Below are 21,257 nucleotides of genomic sequence, written 5' to 3' on the forward strand. Positions count from 1 at the left end.
ACGATGCTAAGCTTGAACGCATGACCGACCCCCTCGCTCCCGCCCGCCCGCCGCGTGCGGGCGATGCCCATCCCGATGTCGCCGGACCTGTGCCCGCCGTCACGGCCGGCAACAGCTCGCCTGCTCTGGAATCCGGGCAACAGGCGCTGTTCGATGCCCTGGCGCAGATCGACGGATTTGCCCTGGCGATCCTCGACGAACTGGCCGCTTCACCCCACCCCGGCGGCATGTCGCTGCCCCGGCTGGGCAAGCGGCTGGGGCAGGGCGCGAGCGTGGTGCTGCGCCAGCTCACCGCCATGAGCGGCGCCAGCCTGGGCGGCCGGCCCGGTCCGGGTTGGGTGCGCATCGAGCGCGAAGAAGAGCGCTGGATCGCTTTCCTGACCGACGCCGGACGTGCTCGCCATGCCAGCTGGATGGCGCTGGTGGCGCAGGCCGAAGCGCTCGAGGCCGACCTGGCTTCGCCCTCGTCATGAACATCCATTCCGCCATTCCGGTCCCCCCCGGATCCGGCCAGGCGCCGGATTTCGGCGATCTGCCCGCACCCGTCGTGCCGCAGCATGTGCAGCGCTACGAAAAAGGTCAGGGTTTCGTGGGCGCCGTCGACGATGTCGTGGCCGCCGAGGTGCCGGTGGCCCTGGTCTTCAACGGCATCTCGCATGCGGTGATGATGGCCACGCCGCAGGATCTCGAGGATTTTGCGCTGGGCTTCGCGCTCAGCGAGGGCCTCGTCGACACCCCGGCCGACGTGCGCGACATCGTGTGCACCGCCAGCCGGACCTGCGCGGACGATGCGCTCGATCTGCCGGCCGGCACACAAGCCTGCGAGGTGCACCTCGAAGTCGCTTCGCACTGTTTTGCACGGCTCAAGGACCGCCGCCGCGCACTGGCCGGACGCACCGGCTGCGGCGTATGCGGCATCGACAGCCTCGAGGGGCTGGATCTCGAACCCGAGCGTGTCGCCGTGCCGGATTGGCTGCAGGGCCTGTCGGCCGACGCGGTGCTGCGTGCGCTCTCGGGCCTGCCGGCGCTGCAGCCGCTCAACCGCCTGACGGGCGCCGTGCATGCCGCCGGCTGGTCGCTGCCCGACGGCACGCTCGCCGAAGTGCGCGAGGACGTCGGGCGCCACAATGCGCTCGACAAGCTCATCGGCCGTCTGGCGCGCACCGGCCGCCTGCGTTTCGGCAGCGGCGGCAGCGTGCTGCAGGCCGGGCTGGCCGCGCCGCAGCCCGAGCCCGGTTTCGTGGCGATGAGCAGCCGCGCGAGCTACGAACTGGTGCGCAAGTGCGCGCGCCTGCAACTGCCGGCGCTGGCCACGATCTCGGCGCCGACCTCGCTGGCCATCCGCATTGCCGAGCGGGCCCAGATTCACCTCTGGGGCTTTTGCCGCGACCCGCGGGCCCGCCGCTACGCCTGACGGTTGCGCGCCAGCGGCGGATTGGCCTGGAAGTACGCCAGGATGCCGCGCAGCAAGGCGTCGGCCATGTTGTCCTGGAAATCCGCAGTCTTGAGCTTGCGCTCTTCGTCGGGATTGGTGATGAACGCCGTCTCGACCAGCACGCTGGGAATGTCGGGCGCCTTGAGCACTGCGAAGCCGGCCTGCTCGACGTACTTCTTGTGCATGTTGCCCACGGTGCTCATCGGGTTGATGAGGTATTTGCCCAGCACCATCGAGTCCCTGATCTGGGCCGTGGTGCTCATGTCCAGCATGATGCGCTGGATATGGGCGTCCTGTTGCCCGACGTTGATGCCGCCGATCAGGTCCGACTGATTTTCCTTGTTGGCGATCCAGCGTGCCGTCGCGCTGGTGGCGCCCTTGGTGCTCAGGGCGTAGACCCCGCCGCCCTTGACCGAAGGATCGGTGAACCCGTCGGCGTGGATGCTCATGAACAGATCGGCCTGGACCCGCCTGGCCTTTTCGACACGGGTGTAGAGCGGCACAAAGAAGTCGGCATCGCGTGTCATGAACGCACGCATGTTGGGCTGGGCGTTGATGCGGTCGCGCAGCTTGTTGGCGATCTGCAGCACCACATGCTTTTCGTAGGTGCCGCCCGGGCCGATGGCGCCCGGATCCTCGCCGCCGTGTCCCGGGTCGAGGGCCACGATGATCAGCCGGTCGACCTTGGCCTGCACGCGCGGCGAGGCCGGCGGCGCACTGGCCGTGCGCGTTTCGCTGCGGTTGGTGGGGGGCGGTACCGGCAGGCTGGGGCCGGGCCGGGGGGCCGGTGCGGGAGCGGCCGCGACGGCCGGCGGCGGTGGCTGGCGGCCCTGGCGTGCGATCAGGTCGCCCAGCGGGTCGTGCAGCAGATTCTGGTCGCTGAGCAACTGGCCCAGCGCGTCGTGGCCGGCTTGCGGCGGCGTCTGGCGCGTGGCATCCGCGGGCCAGTCGCCTCCGCGTGCAACGGCTCCGGCACCGACGGCCGCAGCCGGCGCGGTCGCACCCTGCACCGAGGCGATCAGTTCCTCGAGCGGATCGGTCGGTTTCTCGGGATAGAGGTCGAAGACGGTGCGGTGCTGGTAGGGCGGAATGGGCTGCAGCGTGAAGACCTGGGGACGGGCGGCCTGCTTGAGGTCGAACACCAGCCGCACCGTGGTCGGTGTGTTCTGGCCGGCGCGGATGCCCGTGATGAACGGATCGTCCGCACGGACCTTGGCCACCAGTTCCTTGAGCGCCGGGTTGAGCTGGATGTTGTCGAGGTCGACGGCCAGCCGGGGCGGGTCGGGGATGAAGACCTGCTGCGCTTTCAGCGCGACATCGGACTCGAGCGTGACGCGGGTGTATTCGTCGGCAGGCCAGAGCCGTACGGCGACGATGCTGGCACCCTGTGCAATCTGGGCCCGGCCCAGCAGCAGGACCAGGGTGCCGCCCTGCAGGCCTTGCAGCAATTGGCGGCGCTTCATGCCGTAGGCCCCGCGGTCAGGGCCAGCAGCAGCGAACGTCCGGCATCGGTGGGTGCGTCGAGACGCACGGTACGGGTGTCATCGGTCATGGCTTGAATTCGGATAGCGAGGTCGGCAGTCGGGACATGGCCGGCCGCCTTGTCCGGCCATTCGGCGATTTTGAGACCCGTGCTGGCAAAAAGTTCGCGGAAACCGGCGTCTTCCCATTCGCGCGGGTCGTCGAAGCGATAGAAATCGAAATGCCAGATCGCCAGGTCGCCCGCTTCGTGCGGTTCGACCACCGCATAGGTGGGGCTCTTGATGCGGCCGGCCACGCCCAGCGCACGCAGCAGGTGGCGCACCAGCGTGGTCTTGCCGGCCCCCAGGTCGCCGTGCAGCTCGATGTAGACATTGGCCAGCGTCGGGTCGGCCCGCATGGCGGCAGCCAGTGCCGCGGCAAAAGCCTCGGTGTCGGGTTCGCCGCGCCAGACGCGCGTCGCCCGGCCGGCCGCCGAGCTTCCTACAATAGGGTCATGGTTCTGGATGGTGTTCAACTTGTCTCGCAGATACGGGCATGGGGTCTCGAATTGGGATTTTCCCAAATCGGCGTGGCGGGTGTCGACCTCCATGAGGCAGAAGCGCCACTATTGGCGTGGCTGGAGGCCGGCTATCACGGCGAGATGCACTACATGGCCTCGCATGGACTCAAACGAGCCCGGCCCGCCGAACTGGTTCCAGGCACGCTCAGCGTGATCACCGCACGCATGAATTATCTGCCCAGGACAACGCCCGCCGACTGGCAGGCGCGCGAATGGGCCGCGCAAGGCCGTGCGGACGAGGGCGTCGTCTCGGTCTATGCCCGTGGCCGGGACTATCACAAGGTCATGCGCGCACGCCTGCAGAAGCTGGCCGACCGCATGGCGGCGCACATCGGTCCCTTCGGCTACCGTGTCTTCTCCGACTCGGCGCCGGTCATGGAGGTCGAACTGGCCAGCCGGTCCGGCCAGGGCTGGCGCGGCAAACACACGCTGACGCTGTCGCGCGAAGCCGGCTCCATGTTTTTCCTGGGCGAGATCTTCGTTGACCTCGATCTGCCGCGAACGCCCGCAGTCAGTGCCCACTGCGGGCAATGCAGTGCCTGCATCACCGTCTGCCCGACCCAGGCGATATTGGGTCCGCGCCTGCTGGATGCGCGGCGCTGCATTTCCTATCTCACCATCGAATACGGTGGCGTCATTCCCGAGCATTTCAGGCGCCCGATGGGCAATCGCATCTACGGCTGCGACGATTGCCAGCTCGCCTGCCCCTGGAACAAGTTCGCGCAGCGCAGCGCCTTGCCCGACTTCGACGAGCGCGAGGGCATGAGCGGCGCCCGGCTGGTCGAGCTGTTCGGCTGGGACGAGGCCACTTTTCTGCGGCGTACCGAGGGCAGTGCGATCCGCCGCATCGGGCACGAGCGCTGGCTGCGCAACGTCTCGGTCGCCATGGGCAATGCTTTGCACCGGGCCGACGATGCCGGTATCCGGGCCGCACTGGCCGCACGCCTCGACCACCCGAGCGAGGTGCTGCGAGAACACATCGACTGGGCCCTGGCCCAGGGCCTCTGACGCCGGTGGGCATCGACCGGCAGCGGCCGGCCGGCGAATCTCAGTGCGTCCAGGCCAGCAGGGCCATGGCCAGCGGCAGGCTCAGCGTACCCAGCAGCGTCGACAGCGTCACCAGCGCAGCCACGTAAGAGCCGTTGTAGCCCATGCGGCCGGCCAGCACGTGGCAGCTCGACGCCGTGGGCAGGGCGCTGAACATCATCAGCACCATCGCCTGCGTGGGGTCGAGCCGGAAGACCAGGATCAGCGCCAGCGCGATCAGCGGTGCGAGCAGGTGCCGGATCAGCAGCATGGCCACCGCCACCTGCTTGGCCGCGCGCAGTTCGCCCAGCTTCATGCCGGCGCCGGCCGACATCAGGCCCATCACCAGGGCCGCCTGGCCGATGCGCGTGAGCGGCACATCCGTCCACTGCGGCAGGCTCAGCCCCAGCAGGTTGAACAGCAGGCCGCTGCCGGTCGCGATGATCAGGGGGTTGCGCATGAGCTCCCGCCCCACGTGGACCTGTGCGTGGCGCGCCATCGGCCAGACCGCCGCCACATTGCACAGCGGCACGCAGAAACCGATCAGCACCGCCGTCAGCAGCAGGTGCTCGGGCCCCAGCCGGGTGGCCACCGCCAGGGCGATGAAGGAGTTGAAACGGAAAGCGACCTGTGCGGCGGCCGCCTGCGTGCGCCCGTCCACGCCCGGCAGGCGGGCCACGCCGTAACTCAGTGCAATGGCGCCGCACGCACTCAGCATGCCGGTGCCGATCAGCGAGGCGGCCGTACCCAGGTCCAGTTGCGCCCGGGTCACGGAATGGAACAGCAGGACCGGGAACAGGAAGTAATAGACCAGCGTTTCGACCGGATCCCAGATCTGCCGCTTGAGCGGCGTCAGGCGGCACAGCAGGAATCCGCAGGCGATCAGGATGAAGTCGGGCAGGAGCAGCGAGAGGTAGTTCACGGGCGCAAGGACCCGGCACGGCAAAACGTGCGCGAGCAGGAGTCTGATGAGGGCGGGCAGGGGCAGTCGGCATTATGGGAAAGAAATCGCCGGCCGTGACCTCGCCGCTGCCGCACAGGTGGCCCAGGCAGTCGTTCGACCCTGCACCTGGTTTGTGCAAAACGCCAGCAACCTAGGGTTATTACTAGCCAAAACACGCGATCTTGAATTCATCCGGCGCGATGGCGCATTTAGTATTGGCTCTCTAGCCTGCCTGGCCGGATTCTTCCTGGCCGGCTTGGCCCGCGCAGCACCATAAGAGCGAACGCGGGCCGTGTTTTTCCGATGCGAACCGCATCCGCAACTTCGAGAGGACGGAGACCCACTATGCAACGTCGACAAATGATGGTTACCGCCGTGTGCGCAGCCCTGACCGTGCTGGGCACAGCCGGTGCAGCCCATGCCCAGGCCAACTATCCCAACAAGCCCATCCGCCTGATCGTGCCGTTCGCACCGGGCGGCACCACCGACATCGTGGCCCGCGTGGTGGCCGATCCGCTGGCTCAGGTGCTGGGCCAGCCGGTCATCGTCGACAACAAGGCCGGTGGCGGCGGTGTCGTGGGCACTTCCGAAATGGTGCGAGCCGCGCCCGACGGCTACATCCTGGCGATCGCGACGGTCTCCAGCGTGGCGGCCAACCCGGCCATCAACCCGCAGGTGCCGTACAACCCGACGACCGACTTCACGCCCGTCGTCAACATCGCCGCGACGCCCAACGTGCTGGCCGTGAATCCGCAGTTCCCGGCCAAGGACTACAAGGCCTTCGAGGCCGAACTCAAGGCCCATCCGGACAAGTACTCCCATGCCTCTTCCGGCGTCGGCGGCATCCAGCATCTGCAGATGGAGCTCTACAAGAGCCTCGCCGGCGTCAAGGCCGTGCACGTCGGTTACCGTGGCGCAGGCCCGGCTCTCAACGACGTGGTGGGCAACCAGGTTCCCATGATCTTCGACAACCTGCCCTCGGCGCTGCCCTTCATCCAGGCCGGCAAGCTGCGTGCCATCGCCGTGGCGGCACCCAAGGAACTGGCCGTGCTGCCGGGCGTGCCCACCTTCGCCGAAGTCGGTCTCGAGCCCGTCAACCGCATGGCCTTCTACGGCATCCTGGCCCCCAAGGGCACGCCGGCCGCCGTGGTCGAGAAGCTCAATGCGGGCGTGCTCAAGGTGCTGCAGGATCCTGCCGTGCGCAAGCGCATCGAGGACACCGGCTCCATCGTGGTCGGCAATACGCCGGCCGAGTTCACGGCGCAGATCAAGGCCGAGTTCACGACCTACCAGAAGGTGGTCAAGGACGCCAACCTGAAGCTCGAGCAGTAAGCCGAGCGCCGTCGGGCGGGCGCCGTGTGCGTCCGCGCGAGAACGAACCACCTGCGGTTATGCTCGCAGGTGGTTTTTTTGTGTCCGAAGATGCCTGTGCCCAACGATTCCATCGATACGTTTCTCGACGCCCTGTGGCTGGAGGAGGGCTTGGCGCGCAGTACGCTCGATGCCTACCGCCGCGACCTGACGCTGTATGCCGCCTGGCTCGCCGATCCGCGCCGTGGCGCGCGAGGCCTCGACGAAAGCACCGAGGACGACCTGCACGGCTATGCCGCCGAGCGCCTGGCCACCACACGCCCGAGCACGGCCAATCGTCGGCTCACGGTGTTCCGCCGTTATTTCCGCTGGGCGCTGCGCGAAAAACGCATCGGCAGCGACCCCACGCTGCGGCTGCTGTCGGCCCGCCAGGCCTTGCGCGTACCCCACACACTGAGCGAAACCCAGGTCGAGGCCCTGCTCGCCGCCCCCGATACCGCCACGCCGCTGGGTCTGCGCGACCGCGCCATGCTCGAACTGCTCTACGCCAGCGGCCTGCGCGTGAGCGAACTGGTCGGGCTCAAGACTTTTCACGTCAGCCACACCGAGCATGTGCTGCGCGTGCAGGGCAAGGGGGGGCGGGAGAGGCTGGTCCCCTATGGCGAATGGGCCGCGCAGTGGCTGGCGCGCTACCTCGCCGAAAGCCGCGCCGAGATCCTGCACGGGCAGCAGAGCGACGATCTGTTCGTCACCGGCCGCGGTGCGGGCATGAGCCGGGTCATGTTCTGGATCATCGTCAAGAAACACACGGCGGCCGCCGGTATCCATGCCGCGCTGTCGCCGCATACCTTGCGGCACGCGTTCGCGACCCATCTGCTCAACCATGGGGCCGACCTGCGCGTGGTGCAGATGCTGCTGGGCCATGCCGACATCTCCACCACCACGATCTACACCCATGTGGCGCGCGAGCGGCTCAAGCAACTGCATGCCGCGCACCATCCCCGCGGATGAGCGCGAGGGCCGGGTGTGGGCCCGAACGGCCGGCCCACGGGCTCAGAGCTCTCCGAGCGCGGCGAGTTCGTCTTCGGTGAAACCGGCTTCTCGCCGGGCCTGCAGGTTGTAGGGCGGCTTGGGGCGCGGTGCTTCGTACTGGCGAAACAGCACGCGGTAATGGGGCAGCGGCGACAGGCCTTCCCGGGCGCACAGCCAGGCATACCAGCGGTTGCCGATGGCCACATGCCCGACTTCGTCGGCCAGCAGAATGTCGAGGATGGCCACGCCGGGGGCGTCGCCGATGCGCCGCAGCTTGGCCTGGATGGGCGGTGTGGCGTCGAGGCCCCGGGCTTCGAGCGTACGCGGCACCAGCGCCATGCGGGCGACGATATCGTGCCGGGTCTTGTCCGTCATGGTCCATAGCCCGTCGTGGGCCGGGAAGTCGCCGTAGGCATGACCCAGCGTGGCGAGGTGGTCGCGCAGCAGCAGGAAGTGCTTGGCTTCTTCGGCCGCCACCTGCAGCCAGTCTTCGTAGAAGGCCGCCGGCATGCCCCCGAAACGCCAGATGGCATCGAGCGCCAGGTTGATGGCATTGAACTCGATGTGGGCGATGGCGTGAATCAGGGCCGCATGCCCTTCGGGCGTGAAGGGCGAGCGCTGCGGCACCTGCGTGTGATGCCGCAGTTCGGGGCGGGCCGGCCGGCCGGGAATGGCGTGCTGGGGGTCAGCCTGCAGATCCAGCTCGATGCCGATGTCCATGCCGGTGCCGGTCTCGGCGGGCGAGCCCTGTCCGGCGCGCAGCGACAGCGTGCCCCGCGCCTTGCGTTCCGGATCGGACTCGCACAGCAGGTGCAGTGCACGTTCGCGCAAAGTGGGCAGGCGGGTGGGGCTGGGCATGGGGAAATCGCGCGGGTCCATCGAAGTCGGAAAAGAATCGGGTGAAGCGGCCGGTCGGGAGGCCGTCGGCCGTCCGGCGATGGCCCGGGCGGCAACCGTCCTGCCCGGCGATTGTAAAAGCCGGGGCACCGGGGCTTCGCCCGGCGGCCGGGGCTGTGTACAGTTGGGGCATCCGGACGCCTCGGCCCGGTTGATCCGTGCATTTTCAAACATCCCCACAGGAGACGAGCCGCCATGGCGATCTACGAACTCGACGGAATGGCCCCTGAACTCGGCGAACAGGCCTGGGTCGCCGACAGCGCACAAGTCATCGGCGACGTGCGCCTGGCTGCCGACAGCAGCGTGTGGTTCGGCGCGGTGCTGCGCGGCGACTCCGCCACCCTCACGGTCGGCGAGGGCAGCAACATCCAGGATCTGAGCGTGCTGCATGCCGACCACGGCGTGCCGCTCACGGTGGGACGGGGCGTGACGGTGGGCCACCAGGCCATGCTGCACGGCTGCACGATCGGTGACAATTGCCTCATCGGTATCCAGGCCGTGGTCTTGAATCATGCGCGTATCGGCCGCAATTGTCTGGTGGGCGCGGGCAGTGTGGTCACCGAAGGCAAGGAATTCCCGGACAACTCGCTCATCCTCGGCAGTCCCGCCCGGGTGGTCCGCACGCTGGACGAGGCCGCCATCGAAAAGCTCAGGGCCAGTGCCCGGCACTATGTGGATAATGCGCGGCGTTTTGCCGCCGGGCTCAAGCGCCTGGCCTGAGCGCTTTTTCTTCCCGGAAACCGCACGGCGGTTTCCCGAATGTTTATGTATGTCTGAACTTCATTCCTTTATCTTCGAAGGCCTGCCTGTCCGCGGCCAGATCGTGCGGCTGACCGATTCCTGGCAGGAAGTGCTGTCGCGCCGCGAGGGCAGCCAGACCGGCCCCTGGCCTCTGCCCGTGCGCAACCTGCTCGGCGAGATGGCTGCGGCCAGTCTGCTGATGCAGTCCAGCATCAAGTTCAACGGTGCGCTCGAACTGCAGATCCAGGGCGACGGGCCGATCAAGCTGGCCGTGGCCGAAGCCCAGCCCGACCTGTCCTTCCGGGCGACGGCCAAGGTGATGGCGGGCATCGACGACCACGCCCACCTCGCCGATCTGGTCAACGGCAACGGACAGGGCCGCTGCGCGATCACGCTCGATCCGCAGGACCGCCAGCCCGGCCAGCAGCCTTACCAGGGCATCGTGCCCCTGGCGGCCGCGGACGGCACGCGCCTGCAGCGCCTGAGCGACATGATCCAGCACTACATGCGCCAGTCCGAACAGCTCGATACCGTCCTGGTGCTGGCCGCCGACGATCGTGTCGCCGCGGGCCTGCTGATCCAGCGCATGCCGCTCGAAGGCAAGGGCAACCTGCAGGCCGGCCGCGCCGACGAAGAGGCGCTGGCCGAGGACTACAACCGTATCGCCACCCTGGCCGCCAGCCTGAAGCCCGAAGAACTGCTCTCGCTCGATGCCGAGACCGTGCTGCGGCGGCTGTTCTGGGAAGAGCGGCTGATGCGCTTCGAACCGCGTGTCGGCGAAACGGCCCCCCGTTTTTCCTGCCGCTGCAGCCGTGCGCGCGTCGTCAACATGCTGCGCAGCCTGGGCCGCGAAGAGCTCGACAGCATCCTGGAGGAGCGGGGCCAGATCGAGGTCAGCTGCGACTTCTGCGGCAACGAGGAGCGCTTCGATGCCGTCGACGTGGCCGGCATGTTCACGGCCTTGCAGGATGCGCCACCCGGCACGCAGAGCGTGCAGTAACGCCGCCAGGGCGGGCGGCGACGACGTGTCGGGACCTCCTCCTGCAGGAAGTCGGCCAGGCGTGCGCGGGGGCCGGATGTGCCCCGGCGGCGGCAAGGGTCTGCTCGCGGCGGCCCCATGCACGCTCGGGCCACATCGGTTAGCATGGACATCAGCCGGTCGTTGTTTGCGCGCCGGCCCATCCATTGGTCCAAACCTCGGCCGGCATCTTGCTGGCTGCTGCTTTGCGCGCCGTGCGCGGGGTGGCTGCCGGCAACGAGGTCCAGTCCACGCCTCATCCGCTGCCAGCTCCATACTTCATCAGATCCAACCGCCATGACCTATCCCCACACCCAACTCCTGATCGACAACCAATGGGTCGACGCCGCCAGCGGCAAGACCCTCGACGTGCTCAACCCCGCGACCGGCCTGGTCATCGGCAAGGTGGCCCACGCCGGCAAGGACGACCTCGACCGCGCACTCGCCGCCGCCCAGAAGGGCTTCGATACCTGGCGTTTTCTGCCTGCCAACGAGCGGGCCCAGATCATGCGCAAGGCCGGTGGCCTGGTGCGCGAGCGCGCCGATGAAATCGCCCGCCTGGTGACCCAGGAAAACGGCAAGCCCCTGCCCGAGGCCCGCCTCGAAGTGCTGGCCGCCGCCGACATCATCGAATGGTTTGCCGACGAGGCTCGCCGTGTCTATGGCCGCATCGTGCCCTCGCGCAATCTGGCCGTTCAGTCGCTGGTGGTCAAGGAGCCCGTGGGTCCGGTGGCCGCCTTCACGCCCTGGAACTTCCCCGTCAACCAGGTCGTGCGCAAGCTCGGCGCAGCCCTGGCTGCCGGCTGTTCCTTCCTGGTCAAGGCACCCGAGGAAACCCCGGCCTCGCCTGCCGCGCTGCTCAAGGCCTTCGTCGACGCCGGCCTGCCTGCGGGCGTGGTCGGCCTGGTCTTCGGCGATCCGGCCGAGATTTCCGGCTACCTCATTCCGCATCCCGTGATCCGCAAGATCACGTTCACCGGTTCCACCCCGGTGGGCAAACAACTGGCTGCCCTGGCCGGCAAGCACATGAAGCGCGCCACCATGGAACTGGGCGGCCATGCGCCGGTGATCGTCGCCGAAGATGCCGACCTGGCTCTGGCCGTCAAGGCCGCAGGCGGTGCCAAGTTCCGCAATGCGGGCCAGGTCTGCATCTCGCCCACGCGTTTCCTGGTGCACAACAGCCTCAAGGACGAGTTCACGCAACTCATGGTGAAGCACGCCCAGAGCCTGAAGCTGGGCGACGGTCTGGCCGATGGCACCACCCTGGGCCCTCTGGCCAACGCCCGCCGCCTCGACGCCATGGCCAAGGTGGTGGAAGACGCCCAGGCCAAGGGTGCCAAGGTGGCCACGGGCGGCGAGCGCGTCGGCACCAGCGGCAATTTCTTTGCGCCGACGATCCTGGCCGACGTGCCGCTCGACGCCTCGGTCTTCAACGATGAACCGTTCGGTCCGGTGGCCGCGATCCGTGGTTTCGACACCCTCGAAGAAGCCATTGCCGAATCCAACCGCTTGCCTTACGGCCTGTCGGCTTATGCGTACACCCGTTCGATCAAGAACGCTCACCTGCTGTCGCAGCGCGTGGAAACCGGCATGCTGTGGATCAACCAGCCGGCCACCCCCACGCCCGAGATGCCGTTTGGCGGCGTGAAGGATTCGGGTTACGGCTCCGAAGGCGGCCCGGAAGCCGTCGAAGCCTATCTCAACACCAAGTCGGTGGTGATCACGGCCGCCTGATCGGCCGGCCGGCCGGTACGCGCAGGCACTTGCGCAGTGCCTGCGGCCCGCCACCGCCGTCCAGCCGCCACCGTGCAGGCTGGACGGCGCGGGTGGGCGAGGCCGGGCAGGTGACTCTCGTGCAGACCAAACGAAGACGCCGGGGCATTGCCCCGGCGTCTTCTTTCATGGCCGCACTTGCCGCCGGATCTGCAAGCTTCATGCGCAAGCCGCATTCAGATTGGCATTGGCATGTGCCGTCGCAGTCGCACGGGGCATGTCACCCCGCGCCCGGCCGTCGTATCCCGTGTCAGAAACTCTGCTGGTAATACACCTGCGTGAAGTTGATGCCGGGGTTGGGGCGCTTGATGCTGGCATTCGACAGATGCTGGAAACGCACGCCCACGGTCGAGCGCGCCCGGTTGCCGAACTGCACGCCGGCCCCGAGGGTGTCCGAGAACTGGAAGGCGGTCGACATCGTGGTCTCGTCGCTCAGACGGGTGTGCGAGATCAGGCGCACGCCGATCGAGGCTTCGATGAAGGGGACCCAATTGCCGCCGCTCGCGGTGCCGCGTTGCAGGCGGAAAAACGGCGAATAACCCACTTCATAGATGTTGGAGGCGCGTGGCACGTCCCAGAAGGCAACCTGCGCTTCGTGCAGCAGACGCAACTGCCACACGCTGCCTTGCCACAGAGCGCTGTGCGGATCCCACACCACGCCGAAACCGATCTTGTTGATGCTGGCGCGGTCGCCGCCACCGGCGGAAATCTGCCAGTCGGCCGCATGGGCGCTGGAGGGCAGCGCCAGCCAGGCGGCCGATGCCAGCAAGGTGGTGCCCAACAACCACTTCAGGGTGCGACGGTCGGGCTGGGTCAGGCTGGCAGTGGCCGTGGCGTCGGTCGAAGGCATGCGGCGGGTCAGGCGTCGTGGGGTCATGGTGAACTTCTCGCATCAATGGTCGCGAACGCGCGACCGGCTCCAATTTACATACAGCACTGTATGTCCAAGATAGGAGCATACCTGTCGGACGAATGCCTGTGTTGCACTCGGGAATACCGCCAGTGCAACGCAATGTCTTGGAGTTGGGCACAAAGGCCAGAGGCAAGAAACAACACCGCGAGCCCACAAGGCTTGCGGTTCAGTCCATCGGGTCAGCGCGTGGGCGCGATCTGCACGAAGATCTCGTTGGGCTTGACCATTCCGAGCTCTTGCCGGGCACGTTCCTCGACCATCTCGAGGCCCTGCTGCAGATCGGCGACTTCGGCCGTGAGCTGTTCGTTGATCAGGTGCGCGCGTGCATTGGACTCGAGCTGCACGGCCAGCTTGCCGCGTTGCTCGCTCAGGTCGGTGAGGCTGCCGCGCCCCAGCCACAGCTGTGCCTGCAGCATGGCCAGCAGCAGCAGCAAAACGGCGGGAACGATCAGTCGGCGCATAAAAAGACTGTTGGAGAGGGGTGCCGCCCCGGCGGTGACGGCTGTTCCTGGGCGGCCGGATACCGATCTGGCCCCGGGACCGGCTTGCCCGCGTGGTCATATCGTGTCGAACGACAGACCCGCTGGCAAGCCAATAGTTTCCCGAATCGGAAAGATTCGGGGCCGGCAGGCGTTTTACTTGAGGTTGTAGAACGCCGAGCGGCCCGGGTACACGGCCACGTCGCCCAGGTCTTCTTCGATGCGAAGCAGCTGGTTGTACTTGGCGATGCGGTCGCTGCGGCTCATCGAACCGGTCTTGATCTGGCCGGCGTTCAGGCCCACGGCGATATCGGCAATGGTGCTGTCTTCGGTTTCGCCCGAGCGGTGGCTGATCACGGCGGTGTAACCCGCGCGCTTGGCCATCTCGATGGCGGCGAAGGTCTCGGTCAGCGTGCCGATCTGGTTGATCTTGATCAGGATCGAGTTGCCGATGCCCTTGTCGATGCCTTCCTTGAGGATCTTGGTGTTGGTGACGAACAGGTCGTCGCCCACCAGCTGGACCGACTTGCCCAGGCGCTCGGTCAGGTGTTTCCAGCCATCCCAGTCGCCTTCGGCCATGCCGTCTTCGATGCTGATGATGGGGTACTTGTCGCACCACGAGGCCAGCATGTCCGTCCATTGCTCGGCCGACAGCTTGATGCCGCCTTCGCCTTCGAGCACGTACTGGCCGTCCTTGTAGAACTCGCTGGCGGCGCAGTCCAGAGCCAGGGCGATCTGCTCGCCGGCGGTGTAGCCGGCCTTGTCGATGGCTTCGAGGATCAGCTGGATGGCGGCCTCATGGCTGTCCACGCTGGGCGCGAAGCCGCCTTCGTCGCCGACGGCCGTGCTCATGCCCTTGTCGTTGATGATCTTCTTGAGGGCGTGGAACACCTCGGCGCCCCAGCGCACGGCTTCGCGGAAGCTCGGAGCACCCACCGGGATGATCATGAACTCCTGCAGATCCAGGCTGTTGTTGGCGTGCGCGCCGCCGTTGATGACGTTCATCATCGGCACGGGCAACTGGTTGCCGCCCATGCCGCCGAAATAGCGGTACAGCGGCAGGCCGGATTCCTCGGCCGCGGCGCGTGCCACGGCCATCGAGACGGCCAGCATGGCATTGGCGCCCAGGCGGCTCTTGTTGTCGGTTCCGTCGAGGTCGATCAGGGTCTTGTCGAGGAAGGCCTGTTCGGCGGCGTCGAGGCCCAGAACGGCCTCGGAAATCTCGGTGTTGATGTGCTCGACAGCCTTGAGCACGCCTTTGCCGAGGTAACGGGTCTTATCGCCGTCGCGCAGCTCGATGGCTTCGCGGGAGCCGGTGGATGCGCCCGACGGAACCGCTGCACGGCCCATCACGCCCGATTCCAGCAGCACGTCGCACTCCACGGTGGGGTTGCCGCGGCTGTCGAGGACTTCGCGTCCGACGATATCAACGATGGCACTCATTTCGATCTTACCTTTCAAGTTGCTAAACCTTGGACCCGTGCCGCCCGGCCGGCGGGGCAGGGCGAAACGACGAAAACACTTGCAAAAAGAGCTGGCTACTTTCTGCAAGAAGCCAGCCCTTGGACCTCGATCTCGGATCAGGCCTTGGCAGGGGACTGCCGGACCTGCTGTTCGAGCGCCGCCTTGACGAAGGCGTTGAACAGCGGATGGCCATCCCACGGCGTCGACTTGAACTCGGGGTGGAACTGTACGCCCATGAACCAGGGGTGCACATCCTGCGGCAGTTCGACGATCTCGGTGAGCTGCTCGCGCTGCGTGAGCGCCGAGATCACCAGGCCGGACTGGCGCAGCTTGTCGAGATAGTTGACGTTGGCTTCGTAGCGGTGGCGATGGCGTTCGGTGACCACGTCGCCATAGATGCGATGGGCCAGCGTGCCGGGTGCCACGTCGGAGCTCTGCGCGCCCAGGCGCATGGTGCCGCCGAGGTCGGAGTGCTCGTCGCGCGTCTGGATGCTGCCGTCGGCGTCCTTCCACTCGTTGATCAGGGCGATCACCGGGTTGGGCGTATCGGGCACGAATTCGGTGCTGTTGGCCGCTTCGAGGCCGGCCACGTGGCGGGCGTACTCGATGGTCGCGACCTGCATGCCCAGGCAGATGCCCAGGTAGGGGATCTTTTTCTCGCGGGCAAAGCGGGCCGCGCAGATCTTGCCTTCCACACCGCGGATGCCGAAGCCGCCGGGCACCAGGATGGCATCGGCGCTGGCGAGCTGGCCGACGTTCTCGGGCGTGATGGTTTCCGAGTCGATGTAGCGGATCTGCACCTTGGCATGGTTCTTCATGCCGGCGTGGCGCAGCGCCTCGTTGAGCGACTTGTAGCTGTCCGAGAGCTCGATGTACTTGCCCACCATGGCGATGGTCACGTCGTGCTGCGGGTGCTCGACTTCATGCACCAGGTCGTCCCAGCGCTTGAGGTTGGCCGGCGGCGTGTTGATGCGCAGGCGGTCGCAGATCAGGCCGTCGAGACCCTGTTCGTGCAGGATGCGCGGCACCTTGTAGATGGTGTCGACGTCCCACATGCTGATCACGCCCCACTCGGGCACGTTGGTGAACAGCGAGATCTTTTCGCGTTCCTCGTCGGGAATGCGGCGGTCGGCGCGGCACAGCAGCGCGTCGGGCTGGATACCGATCTCGCGCAGTTTCTGCACCGTGTGCTGGGTGGGCTTGGTCTTGAGCTCGCCGGCGGCGGCGATGTAGGGCACGTAGGTGAGGTGCACGAAGGCCGCGTTGTTCGGGCCCAGGCGCAAGCTCATCTGGCGCACGGCTTCCAGGAAGGGCAGGGACTCGATGTCGCCCACGGTCCCGCCGATTTCCACGATGGCCACATCCACGGCGTCGGGGGTGTTGATGCCCGCGCCGCGTTTGACGTATTCCTGGATTTCGTTGGTGATGTGGGGAATCACCTGGACGGTCTTGCCCAGGTAGTCGCCACGGCGCTCTTTTTCGAGCACCGACTGATAGATCCGACCGGTCGTGAAGTTGTTGGACTTCCGCATCCGGGTGTTGATGAAGCGCTCGTAGTGACCCAGGTCCAGGTCGGTTTCGGCACCGTCGTCGGTGACGAACACTTCGCCGTGCTGGAAGGGAGACATCGTGCCCGGGTCGACGTTGATGTACGGGTCGAGCTTGATGAGGGTGACTTTGAGTCCGCGCGATTCCAGAATCGCAGCGAGGGAGGCTGCAGCGATTCCCTTACCCAGGGAAGACACCACACCACCTGTGACGAAGACAAATTTGGTCATGTCTTGAGAGGTTGTGGGAAATGTCGATTATAACGACCCGCCAACCGCAGTCCCTGCCCGGGGGCTTGGCGGCCCGCCGTTTTTCATGGCCGGCGGCGGCCGGACCGCCATCGCGGCGACCTGCGGATTAAACTGCGCGGCATGAGCCAAGCTTTGAGCCCCACGACCTTCCAGCCCGCGGCCGACGCGGCCCTGCCTGTCGGCGACCTGGCCGGGCGCCACATCCTGCTGGGACTGACCGGCGGCGTGGCCTGCTACAAATCCGCCGAGCTGTGCCGGGGACTGGTCAAGGCCGGCGCCACGGTGCAGGTCGTCATGACCGAAGCGGCCTGCCAGTTCATCACGCCCGTGACGATGCAGGCGCTTTCCGGCCGCCCGGTCTATGTCTCGCAATGGGACGAGCGGCAGCCCAACAACATGCCGCACATCAACCTCGGCCGCGAGGCCCACGCCATCGTGCTGGCACCGGCCTCGGCCGATTTCATCGCACGACTGGCGCAGGGGCGCTCGGACGAACTGCTGAGCCTGCTCTGCCTGGCCCGCCAGCCGGCCGTGCCGCTGCTGGTGGCCCCGGCGATGAACCGAGAAATGTGGGCTCATCCCGCCACGCAGCGCAACCTGGCCCGGATCGAGGCCGACGGCGCCCGCCTGCTGGGCGTGGGCAGCGGCCTGCAGGCCTGCGGCGAGACCGGCGACGGCCGCATGCTCGAGCCCGAGCAGTTGCTGGCCGACCTCATCGCGCATTTCCAGCCCAAGCTGCTGGCCGGGCAACGCGTGCTGATCACCGCCGGGCCCACCTTCGAGGCCATCGATCCGATCCGGGGCATCACCAACCATTCGTCGGGCAAGATGGGTTTTGCCGTGGCCCGGGCGGCCCGCGAGGCGGGTGCCGAGGTCACGCTGGTGGCCGGGCCGGTGGCACAGCCCACGCCGCGCGGCGTGCGGCGCATCGACGTGCAGTCGGCCCGCGAGATGCTGGCTGCCGTGATGGGCGAACTGGCATCGGGGTCTCAGGCGCCCACGGTTTTTGTCGCGACCGCTGCGGTGGCCGACTGGCGGCCCGCGCATCCGGCCGAGCAGAAGATCAAGAAAGCGGCGGACGGCCAGGCGCCGGTGCTGCATTTTCTGGAAAACCAGGACATCCTCTACACCGTCGCGCAGAGCCCGGCGGCGAGGGGCGGCCAGCTCTTCTGCGTCGGTTTCGCCGCCGAAAGCGAGGATCTGGCCCGCCACGCCCAGGCCAAGCGCCGCCGCAAGGGCATCCCCTTGCTGGTCGGCAACATCGGGCCGGCCACCTTTGGCCGCGACGACAACCAGTTGCTGCTGATCGACGCCCACGGCGCCCAGGAACTGCCGAGGGCCTCCAAGCTGGTGCTGGCACGCCAACTGGTGGGCGAGATCGCCGAACGCATGCGCCACGAGTGGTCGACCGAGGCCAACGAGGGCGGCGCGCAGCAGGCCTCGATCGAGTCCGCCGGCCAGGCGGTCGTGCCATGAACCGCATGACACGCTGGCCCACCCCGAAAAAAGCCGGAGCCGCGAGCGGACCGGTCAATGGCGACTTCGCCAGTTATGTCGAGCAACTGACGCAGGCCGCAGCGGTCCGTTCGGCCGCCGGCCCCGAGCGCGATCCGCTCGACAGCGGCGACTGGGGACGCGACGCCTTCGAGCTCGACGAACTGTCTGCGCGTGCTGGCAAAGAGGCGGTTTCCGCCCAGACCATCGTGGCCCGTTCCCCCATGGTCTCTGCCGACCTGTCGTTGCCCAAGGGCGTGCGCCAGCAGGTCGAGCGGGTGCGCGAAAAAGCGCGGCAGGAGCTGCAGGCCGTGGCAGCGGGGCGCGGCAAGCCCGCGGCTTCTGCAGGCCGCACGCCGTCCGGCCCAGCCCAGGCCGCCGGTGGCAGGCAGCCCGACCTGGCTCGCCGCCAGCACGTGCGCACCCTGTGGTTCTACGTGAAGTGGGGCCTGTTCGTGCTGTTTGTGCTGCCCTGGCTCGTCACGCTGCTGATCACGCTGTTACGCTCCTAGGTTTTCTCCAGATCCCTTCGGATTCACCAACGAACCATGCTTCTCGACGTCAAGATCCTCGATGCCCGCCTGCGCGACCAACTGCCCAGCTACGCCACGCCCGGGAGTGCCGGCCTCGACCTGCGGGCCTGCCTGGACGCGCCGCTCACGCTGGCTCCCAACGCCTGGCAACTGGTGCCGACCGGCCTGGCCATCCATCTCGACGATCCGGCCTATGCCGCGCTGATCCTGCCGCGCTCGGGCCTGGGCCACAAGCACGGCATCGTGCTGGGCAACCTGGTCGGGCTGATCGACAGCGACTACCAGGGCCAGCTCATGGTCAGCGCCTGGAACCGCAGCGAAACCGCATTCGTGCTCGAACCCATGGAGCGCCTGGCGCAACTGGTCATCGTGCCGGTGGTGCAGGCACGCTTCAACATCGTCGACGAATTCACCCAGGCCTCCGAGCGAGGCGCCGGCGGCTACGGCTCCACCGGCCGCAGCTGAGCCTCTCGCCCGGCCCTGCTCAGTGCAGCGTGTTGCTGCCCGGTGCCTGGGGCTGCACCTTGAAGAAACCCGAGCCGGCGCTGCCCTGGCTGATTTCTTCCTCGGTCGCTTCGCGGACGTTGACGACCTTCAGGCTCAGGCGGATGGCGATGCCGGCCAGCGGATGGTTGCCGTCGAGCACCACGTGCTCGGGGTACAGCTCGGTGACGGTGTAGAGGTGCTCGCCGTCGTAGTCGCCCGTCACGCCCTTGGGCAGTCCCGTGGCGGAGAAAGTCATGCCTTCTTCCGTTTCCTCGGGGAACAGCGCGCGTGCCTCGAGGTTGATCAGGTTCTCGTCGTAGTCGCCGAAGGTCTCTTCGGGTTCGAGGTGCAGGTCGATCGTCGCACCGGGGCCGTGGCCCTGCAGTGCCTCCTCGATCTTCTTGAACAGGTCGCCGCCGCCGATCAGGAAGTCGACCGGCTCGTCGAGCACGTCCAGCGTCTCACCGAGGGTGTCTTTCAGGGTCCAGGTCAAAGCGACCACGCATTGTTGTGTGATGTCCATGGGGTAATTTCCGCGTATCTTTGCAGGCCGTCGGGCGGCCGTCGGCGAGAATTGTCCCATGGACACCAATAACCCCCTCGCCCTGCTGGGCGGTCTCACGCCTGCGCAGTTCATGCGCCGCCATTGGCAGAAGAAGCCGCTGCTCATCCGCAACGCGGTTCCCGACCTCGAGGCCCTGACCCGCCTGGACATGGCCGACCTGGCCGAACGCGACGATGTCGAGTCGCGCCTGATCGTGCAGAAACCCAAGGGCTGGCAGCTCAAGCGCGGCCCGTTCGGGCGCCGCAGCCTGCCGCCCTTCAAGCAGCGCGAGTGGACCCTGCTGGTGCAGGGTGTCGATGCACTGGACGACGACGTGCATGCGCTGATGCAGCAGTTCCGGTTCGTGCCCGACGCCCGGCTCGACGACGTGATGATCAGCTACGCCACCGACGGCGGCGGCGTGGGGCCCCATTTCGACAGCTACGACGTGTTCCTGCTCCAGGCCCGCGGCCAGCGCCGGTGGCGCATCGGCGCGCAGCAGGATCTGACGCTGCAGGAAGGCGTTCCGCTCAAGATCCTGGCCAACTTCAGGCCCGACGAGGAGTACGTGCTCAACCCCGGCGACATGCTGTATCTGCCGCCGCGTTATGCCCACGACGGCGTGGCGGTCGGCGAATGCATGACCTATTCCATCGGGTTCCGGGCCCCCCAGCGCCAGGATCTGGTGCGCGAGCTGCTGCAGCGCGTGGCCGAGGACGGCGAGGACGAAACCCTGTACAAGGACGGCCGCCAGGCCGCGGCCTGCGAGGCACCGGCCCGCGTGCCGGCCGAGCTGCAGGCGTTTGCGCAGGACGCGGTGACGCGTGCGCTCAAGGATCCGCGCCAATTGGCGCGCGCGCTGGGCGAGTACCTGACCGAGCCCAAGGCGCAGGTGTGGTTCGACGACAACCCGGGGGCTGCCGAAACCGCCGAGTCGAACTGGCCGCCCGCCGGCGGCGTCGCATTGGACCGCCGCAGCCGTTTGCTCTACGACGAACATCATGTCTTTGCCAATGGCGAGAGCTGGCGTGCCGCCGGCCGCGACGCCGCGCTGCTGCGCCGGCTGGCCGACGAGCATGGGCTCGATGCGCGAGCTCTGCGCACGGCCAGCGACGATGCCCGCGAGCTGCTGCTGTCGTGGCTGGAATCGGGCTGGCTGCAGCTGCGCTGAACGGCGATGAGCGGCACGGCAGGGGGGCGAACCCGGCCACCGCCGCCCGAAAGATAGACAAAACACCTCGGACAAGGGGTGTTTTGCGCATGGACAAAGTGGGGAATTTGGTTAAAGTCGGCCGGTTACGACGTGGTTACAAGGATTGCCCCAGGTC

21 protein-coding genes are annotated in these 21,257 nt (G+C 67.2%); 12 read left to right on the forward strand and 9 right to left on the reverse strand.

Features of this window, described 5'->3' with window-relative positions; translation table 11 throughout:
* Nucleotides 1–20 precede the first annotated feature (20 nt).
* The gene (locus EC845_RS22610) at nucleotides 21–473 is read left to right on the forward strand and encodes a hypothetical protein (protein WP_233597994.1); all 453 of its coding nucleotides are present in this window, start codon (nucleotides 21–23) and stop codon (nucleotides 471–473) included.
* Nucleotides 470–1,414 carry a formate dehydrogenase accessory sulfurtransferase FdhD gene (locus EC845_RS09305; RefSeq protein WP_123297457.1) on the forward strand — a complete coding sequence of 315 codons (945 nt, stop codon included), beginning with the start codon at nucleotides 470–472 and terminating at the stop codon, nucleotides 1,412–1,414. Before EC845_RS22610 ends, EC845_RS09305 begins: the two co-directional genes overlap by 4 nt.
* Here EC845_RS09305 and EC845_RS09310 read toward each other — a convergent pair.
* Both EC845_RS09310 and tsaE read right to left on the reverse strand, forming a co-directional pair.
* The gene (locus EC845_RS09310; protein ID WP_123297460.1) at nucleotides 1,405–2,898 is read right to left on the reverse strand and encodes an N-acetylmuramoyl-L-alanine amidase; all 1,494 of its coding nucleotides are present in this window, start codon (nucleotides 2,896–2,898) and stop codon (nucleotides 1,405–1,407) included. The two genes, EC845_RS09305 and EC845_RS09310, sit on opposite strands and share 10 nt — an antisense overlap.
* Nucleotides 2,895–3,431 (reverse strand): tRNA (adenosine(37)-N6)-threonylcarbamoyltransferase complex ATPase subunit type 1 TsaE, encoded by a 537-nt coding sequence (gene tsaE / locus EC845_RS09315; protein ID WP_370451275.1) that lies wholly within the window; start codon nucleotides 3,429–3,431, stop codon nucleotides 2,895–2,897. Before tsaE ends, EC845_RS09310 begins: the two co-directional genes overlap by 4 nt.
* On the opposite strand from tsaE, the gene queG reads away from it, so the two are divergent.
* Nucleotides 3,411–4,484, forward strand: coding sequence for a tRNA epoxyqueuosine(34) reductase QueG (gene queG / locus EC845_RS09320; RefSeq protein ID WP_370451276.1), 1,074 nt, complete (start codon nucleotides 3,411–3,413; stop codon nucleotides 4,482–4,484). The genes tsaE and queG overlap by 21 nt on opposite strands.
* A 40-nt stretch (nucleotides 4,485–4,524) precedes the next feature.
* On the opposite strand, the gene EC845_RS09325 is transcribed toward queG, so the two are convergent.
* Nucleotides 4,525–5,424 (reverse strand): AEC family transporter, encoded by a 900-nt coding sequence (locus EC845_RS09325; RefSeq protein ID WP_123297466.1) that lies wholly within the window; start codon nucleotides 5,422–5,424, stop codon nucleotides 4,525–4,527.
* Between the two features lie 366 nt (nucleotides 5,425–5,790).
* Here EC845_RS09325 and EC845_RS09330 point away from each other — a divergent pair, with 366 nt between their 5' ends.
* A complete protein-coding gene (locus EC845_RS09330; protein WP_123297469.1) occupies nucleotides 5,791–6,777 on the forward strand; it encodes a tripartite tricarboxylate transporter substrate binding protein in 987 nt (328 codons plus the stop codon).
* 90 nt (nucleotides 6,778–6,867) lie between these two features.
* Entirely contained in the window at nucleotides 6,868–7,767 is a 900-nt protein-coding gene (gene xerD, locus EC845_RS09335) for a site-specific tyrosine recombinase XerD (RefSeq protein WP_123297471.1), read from the forward strand.
* Nucleotides 7,768–7,809: 42 nt separating this feature from the next.
* Here xerD and EC845_RS09340 read toward each other — a convergent pair whose 3' ends face one another.
* Nucleotides 7,810–8,646 carry a ferritin-like domain-containing protein gene (locus EC845_RS09340; protein ID WP_123298045.1) on the reverse strand — a complete coding sequence of 279 codons (837 nt, stop codon included), beginning with the start codon at nucleotides 8,644–8,646 and terminating at the stop codon, nucleotides 7,810–7,812.
* Between the two features lie 234 nt (nucleotides 8,647–8,880).
* Between EC845_RS09340 and EC845_RS09345 the strand changes: the two genes are divergently transcribed.
* The 3 genes from EC845_RS09345 (at nucleotide 8,881) to EC845_RS09355 (ending at nucleotide 12,178) form a co-directional block, all read left to right on the forward strand.
* Nucleotides 8,881–9,405, forward strand: a complete 525-nt coding sequence (locus EC845_RS09345) for a gamma carbonic anhydrase family protein (RefSeq protein ID WP_123297473.1) — start codon at nucleotides 8,881–8,883, stop codon at nucleotides 9,403–9,405.
* Nucleotides 9,406–9,454: 49 nt separating this feature from the next.
* Nucleotides 9,455–10,426: an Hsp33 family molecular chaperone HslO gene (locus EC845_RS09350; RefSeq protein WP_123297476.1), complete on the forward strand. Its 972-nt coding sequence runs from the start codon at nucleotides 9,455–9,457 to the stop codon at nucleotides 10,424–10,426.
* A gap of 315 nt (nucleotides 10,427–10,741) precedes the next feature.
* The gene (locus EC845_RS09355; protein WP_123297478.1) at nucleotides 10,742–12,178 is read left to right on the forward strand and encodes an NAD-dependent succinate-semialdehyde dehydrogenase; all 1,437 of its coding nucleotides are present in this window, start codon (nucleotides 10,742–10,744) and stop codon (nucleotides 12,176–12,178) included.
* 289 nt (nucleotides 12,179–12,467) lie between these two features.
* On the opposite strand, the gene EC845_RS09360 is transcribed toward EC845_RS09355, so the two are convergent.
* From EC845_RS09360 to EC845_RS09375, 4 genes are all read right to left on the reverse strand, one after another.
* Nucleotides 12,468–13,094, reverse strand: coding sequence for an acyloxyacyl hydrolase (locus EC845_RS09360; RefSeq protein WP_123297481.1), 627 nt, complete (start codon nucleotides 13,092–13,094; stop codon nucleotides 12,468–12,470).
* Between the two features lie 215 nt (nucleotides 13,095–13,309).
* Nucleotides 13,310–13,591: a septum formation initiator family protein gene (locus EC845_RS09365; protein WP_123297484.1), complete on the reverse strand. Its 282-nt coding sequence runs from the start codon at nucleotides 13,589–13,591 to the stop codon at nucleotides 13,310–13,312.
* A 174-nt stretch (nucleotides 13,592–13,765) separates the two neighbouring features.
* The gene (eno, locus tag EC845_RS09370; RefSeq protein WP_123297487.1) at nucleotides 13,766–15,052 is read right to left on the reverse strand and encodes a phosphopyruvate hydratase; all 1,287 of its coding nucleotides are present in this window, start codon (nucleotides 15,050–15,052) and stop codon (nucleotides 13,766–13,768) included.
* A gap of 137 nt (nucleotides 15,053–15,189) precedes the next feature.
* Nucleotides 15,190–16,851, reverse strand: a complete 1,662-nt coding sequence (locus EC845_RS09375) for a CTP synthase (protein ID WP_123297490.1) — start codon at nucleotides 16,849–16,851, stop codon at nucleotides 15,190–15,192.
* Between the two features lie 141 nt (nucleotides 16,852–16,992).
* Between EC845_RS09375 and coaBC the strand changes: the two genes are divergently transcribed.
* From coaBC to dut, 3 genes are read left to right on the forward strand one after another with little or no spacing between them, the layout of a single operon-like run.
* The gene (gene coaBC / locus EC845_RS09380; RefSeq protein WP_123297493.1) at nucleotides 16,993–18,348 is read left to right on the forward strand and encodes a bifunctional phosphopantothenoylcysteine decarboxylase/phosphopantothenate--cysteine ligase CoaBC; all 1,356 of its coding nucleotides are present in this window, start codon (nucleotides 16,993–16,995) and stop codon (nucleotides 18,346–18,348) included.
* Nucleotides 18,345–18,878 carry a hypothetical protein gene (locus EC845_RS09385; RefSeq protein WP_123297496.1) on the forward strand — a complete coding sequence of 178 codons (534 nt, stop codon included), beginning with the start codon at nucleotides 18,345–18,347 and terminating at the stop codon, nucleotides 18,876–18,878. The genes coaBC and EC845_RS09385 overlap by 4 nt, the downstream gene beginning before the upstream one ends.
* A 36-nt stretch (nucleotides 18,879–18,914) precedes the next feature.
* Complete coding sequence (gene dut, locus EC845_RS09390) at nucleotides 18,915–19,364, forward strand: dUTP diphosphatase (protein WP_123297498.1); 450 nt, start codon at nucleotides 18,915–18,917, stop codon at nucleotides 19,362–19,364.
* Between the two features lie 19 nt (nucleotides 19,365–19,383).
* Here the strand turns inward: dut and EC845_RS09395 are convergent, their stop codons facing one another.
* Nucleotides 19,384–19,908 carry a peptidylprolyl isomerase gene (locus EC845_RS09395; RefSeq protein ID WP_123297500.1) on the reverse strand — a complete coding sequence of 175 codons (525 nt, stop codon included), beginning with the start codon at nucleotides 19,906–19,908 and terminating at the stop codon, nucleotides 19,384–19,386.
* Nucleotides 19,909–19,966: 58 nt separating this feature from the next.
* On the opposite strand from EC845_RS09395, the gene EC845_RS09400 reads away from it, so the two are divergent.
* On the forward strand, nucleotides 19,967–21,100 hold the full coding sequence (locus EC845_RS09400; protein WP_123297502.1) for a cupin domain-containing protein: 1,134 nt from the start codon (nucleotides 19,967–19,969) through the stop codon (nucleotides 21,098–21,100).
* The last annotated feature ends 157 nt before the right edge of the window (nucleotides 21,101–21,257 follow it).

This window comes from Comamonas sp. BIGb0124, assembly GCF_003752175.1.
In the GTDB taxonomy this organism is placed as follows: Bacteria; Pseudomonadota; Gammaproteobacteria; order Burkholderiales; family Burkholderiaceae_C; genus Comamonas_F.

What these genes read in the sequence shown, in the direction of transcription:
- EC845_RS22610 (WP_233597994.1), top strand. Translation starts at nt 21, where the DNA reads ATGACCGACCCCCTCGCTCCCGCCCGCCCGCCGCGTGCGGGCGATGCC.
- EC845_RS09355 (WP_123297478.1), top strand. Translation starts at nt 10,742, where the DNA reads ATGACCTATCCCCACACCCAACTCCTGATCGACAACCAATGGGTCGAC.
- EC845_RS09400 (WP_123297502.1), top strand. Translation starts at nt 19,967, where the DNA reads ATGGACACCAATAACCCCCTCGCCCTGCTGGGCGGTCTCACGCCTGCG.
- EC845_RS09350 (WP_123297476.1), top strand. Translation starts at nt 9,455, where the DNA reads ATGTCTGAACTTCATTCCTTTATCTTCGAAGGCCTGCCTGTCCGCGGC.
- eno (WP_123297487.1), bottom strand. Translation starts at nt 15,052, where the DNA reads ATGAGTGCCATCGTTGATATCGTCGGACGCGAAGTCCTCGACAGCCGC.
- EC845_RS09375 (WP_123297490.1), bottom strand. Translation starts at nt 16,851, where the DNA reads ATGACCAAATTTGTCTTCGTCACAGGTGGTGTGGTGTCTTCCCTGGGT.
- EC845_RS09330 (WP_123297469.1), top strand. Translation starts at nt 5,791, where the DNA reads ATGCAACGTCGACAAATGATGGTTACCGCCGTGTGCGCAGCCCTGACC.
- queG (WP_370451276.1), top strand. Translation starts at nt 3,411, where the DNA reads ATGGTTCTGGATGGTGTTCAACTTGTCTCGCAGATACGGGCATGGGGT.
- EC845_RS09395 (WP_123297500.1), bottom strand. Translation starts at nt 19,908, where the DNA reads ATGGACATCACACAACAATGCGTGGTCGCTTTGACCTGGACCCTGAAA.
- EC845_RS09305 (WP_123297457.1), top strand. Translation starts at nt 470, where the DNA reads ATGAACATCCATTCCGCCATTCCGGTCCCCCCCGGATCCGGCCAGGCG.
- EC845_RS09345 (WP_123297473.1), top strand. Translation starts at nt 8,881, where the DNA reads ATGGCGATCTACGAACTCGACGGAATGGCCCCTGAACTCGGCGAACAG.
- EC845_RS09365 (WP_123297484.1), bottom strand. Translation starts at nt 13,591, where the DNA reads ATGCGCCGACTGATCGTTCCCGCCGTTTTGCTGCTGCTGCTGGCCATG.
- EC845_RS09340 (WP_123298045.1), bottom strand. Translation starts at nt 8,646, where the DNA reads ATGCCCAGCCCCACCCGCCTGCCCACTTTGCGCGAACGTGCACTGCAC.
- EC845_RS09360 (WP_123297481.1), bottom strand. Translation starts at nt 13,094, where the DNA reads ATGACCCCACGACGCCTGACCCGCCGCATGCCTTCGACCGACGCCACG.
- dut (WP_123297498.1), top strand. Translation starts at nt 18,915, where the DNA reads ATGCTTCTCGACGTCAAGATCCTCGATGCCCGCCTGCGCGACCAACTG.
- EC845_RS09310 (WP_123297460.1), bottom strand. Translation starts at nt 2,898, where the DNA reads ATGAAGCGCCGCCAATTGCTGCAAGGCCTGCAGGGCGGCACCCTGGTC.
- coaBC (WP_123297493.1), top strand. Translation starts at nt 16,993, where the DNA reads ATGAGCCAAGCTTTGAGCCCCACGACCTTCCAGCCCGCGGCCGACGCG.
- xerD (WP_123297471.1), top strand. Translation starts at nt 6,868, where the DNA reads ATGCCTGTGCCCAACGATTCCATCGATACGTTTCTCGACGCCCTGTGG.
- EC845_RS09385 (WP_123297496.1), top strand. Translation starts at nt 18,345, where the DNA reads ATGAACCGCATGACACGCTGGCCCACCCCGAAAAAAGCCGGAGCCGCG.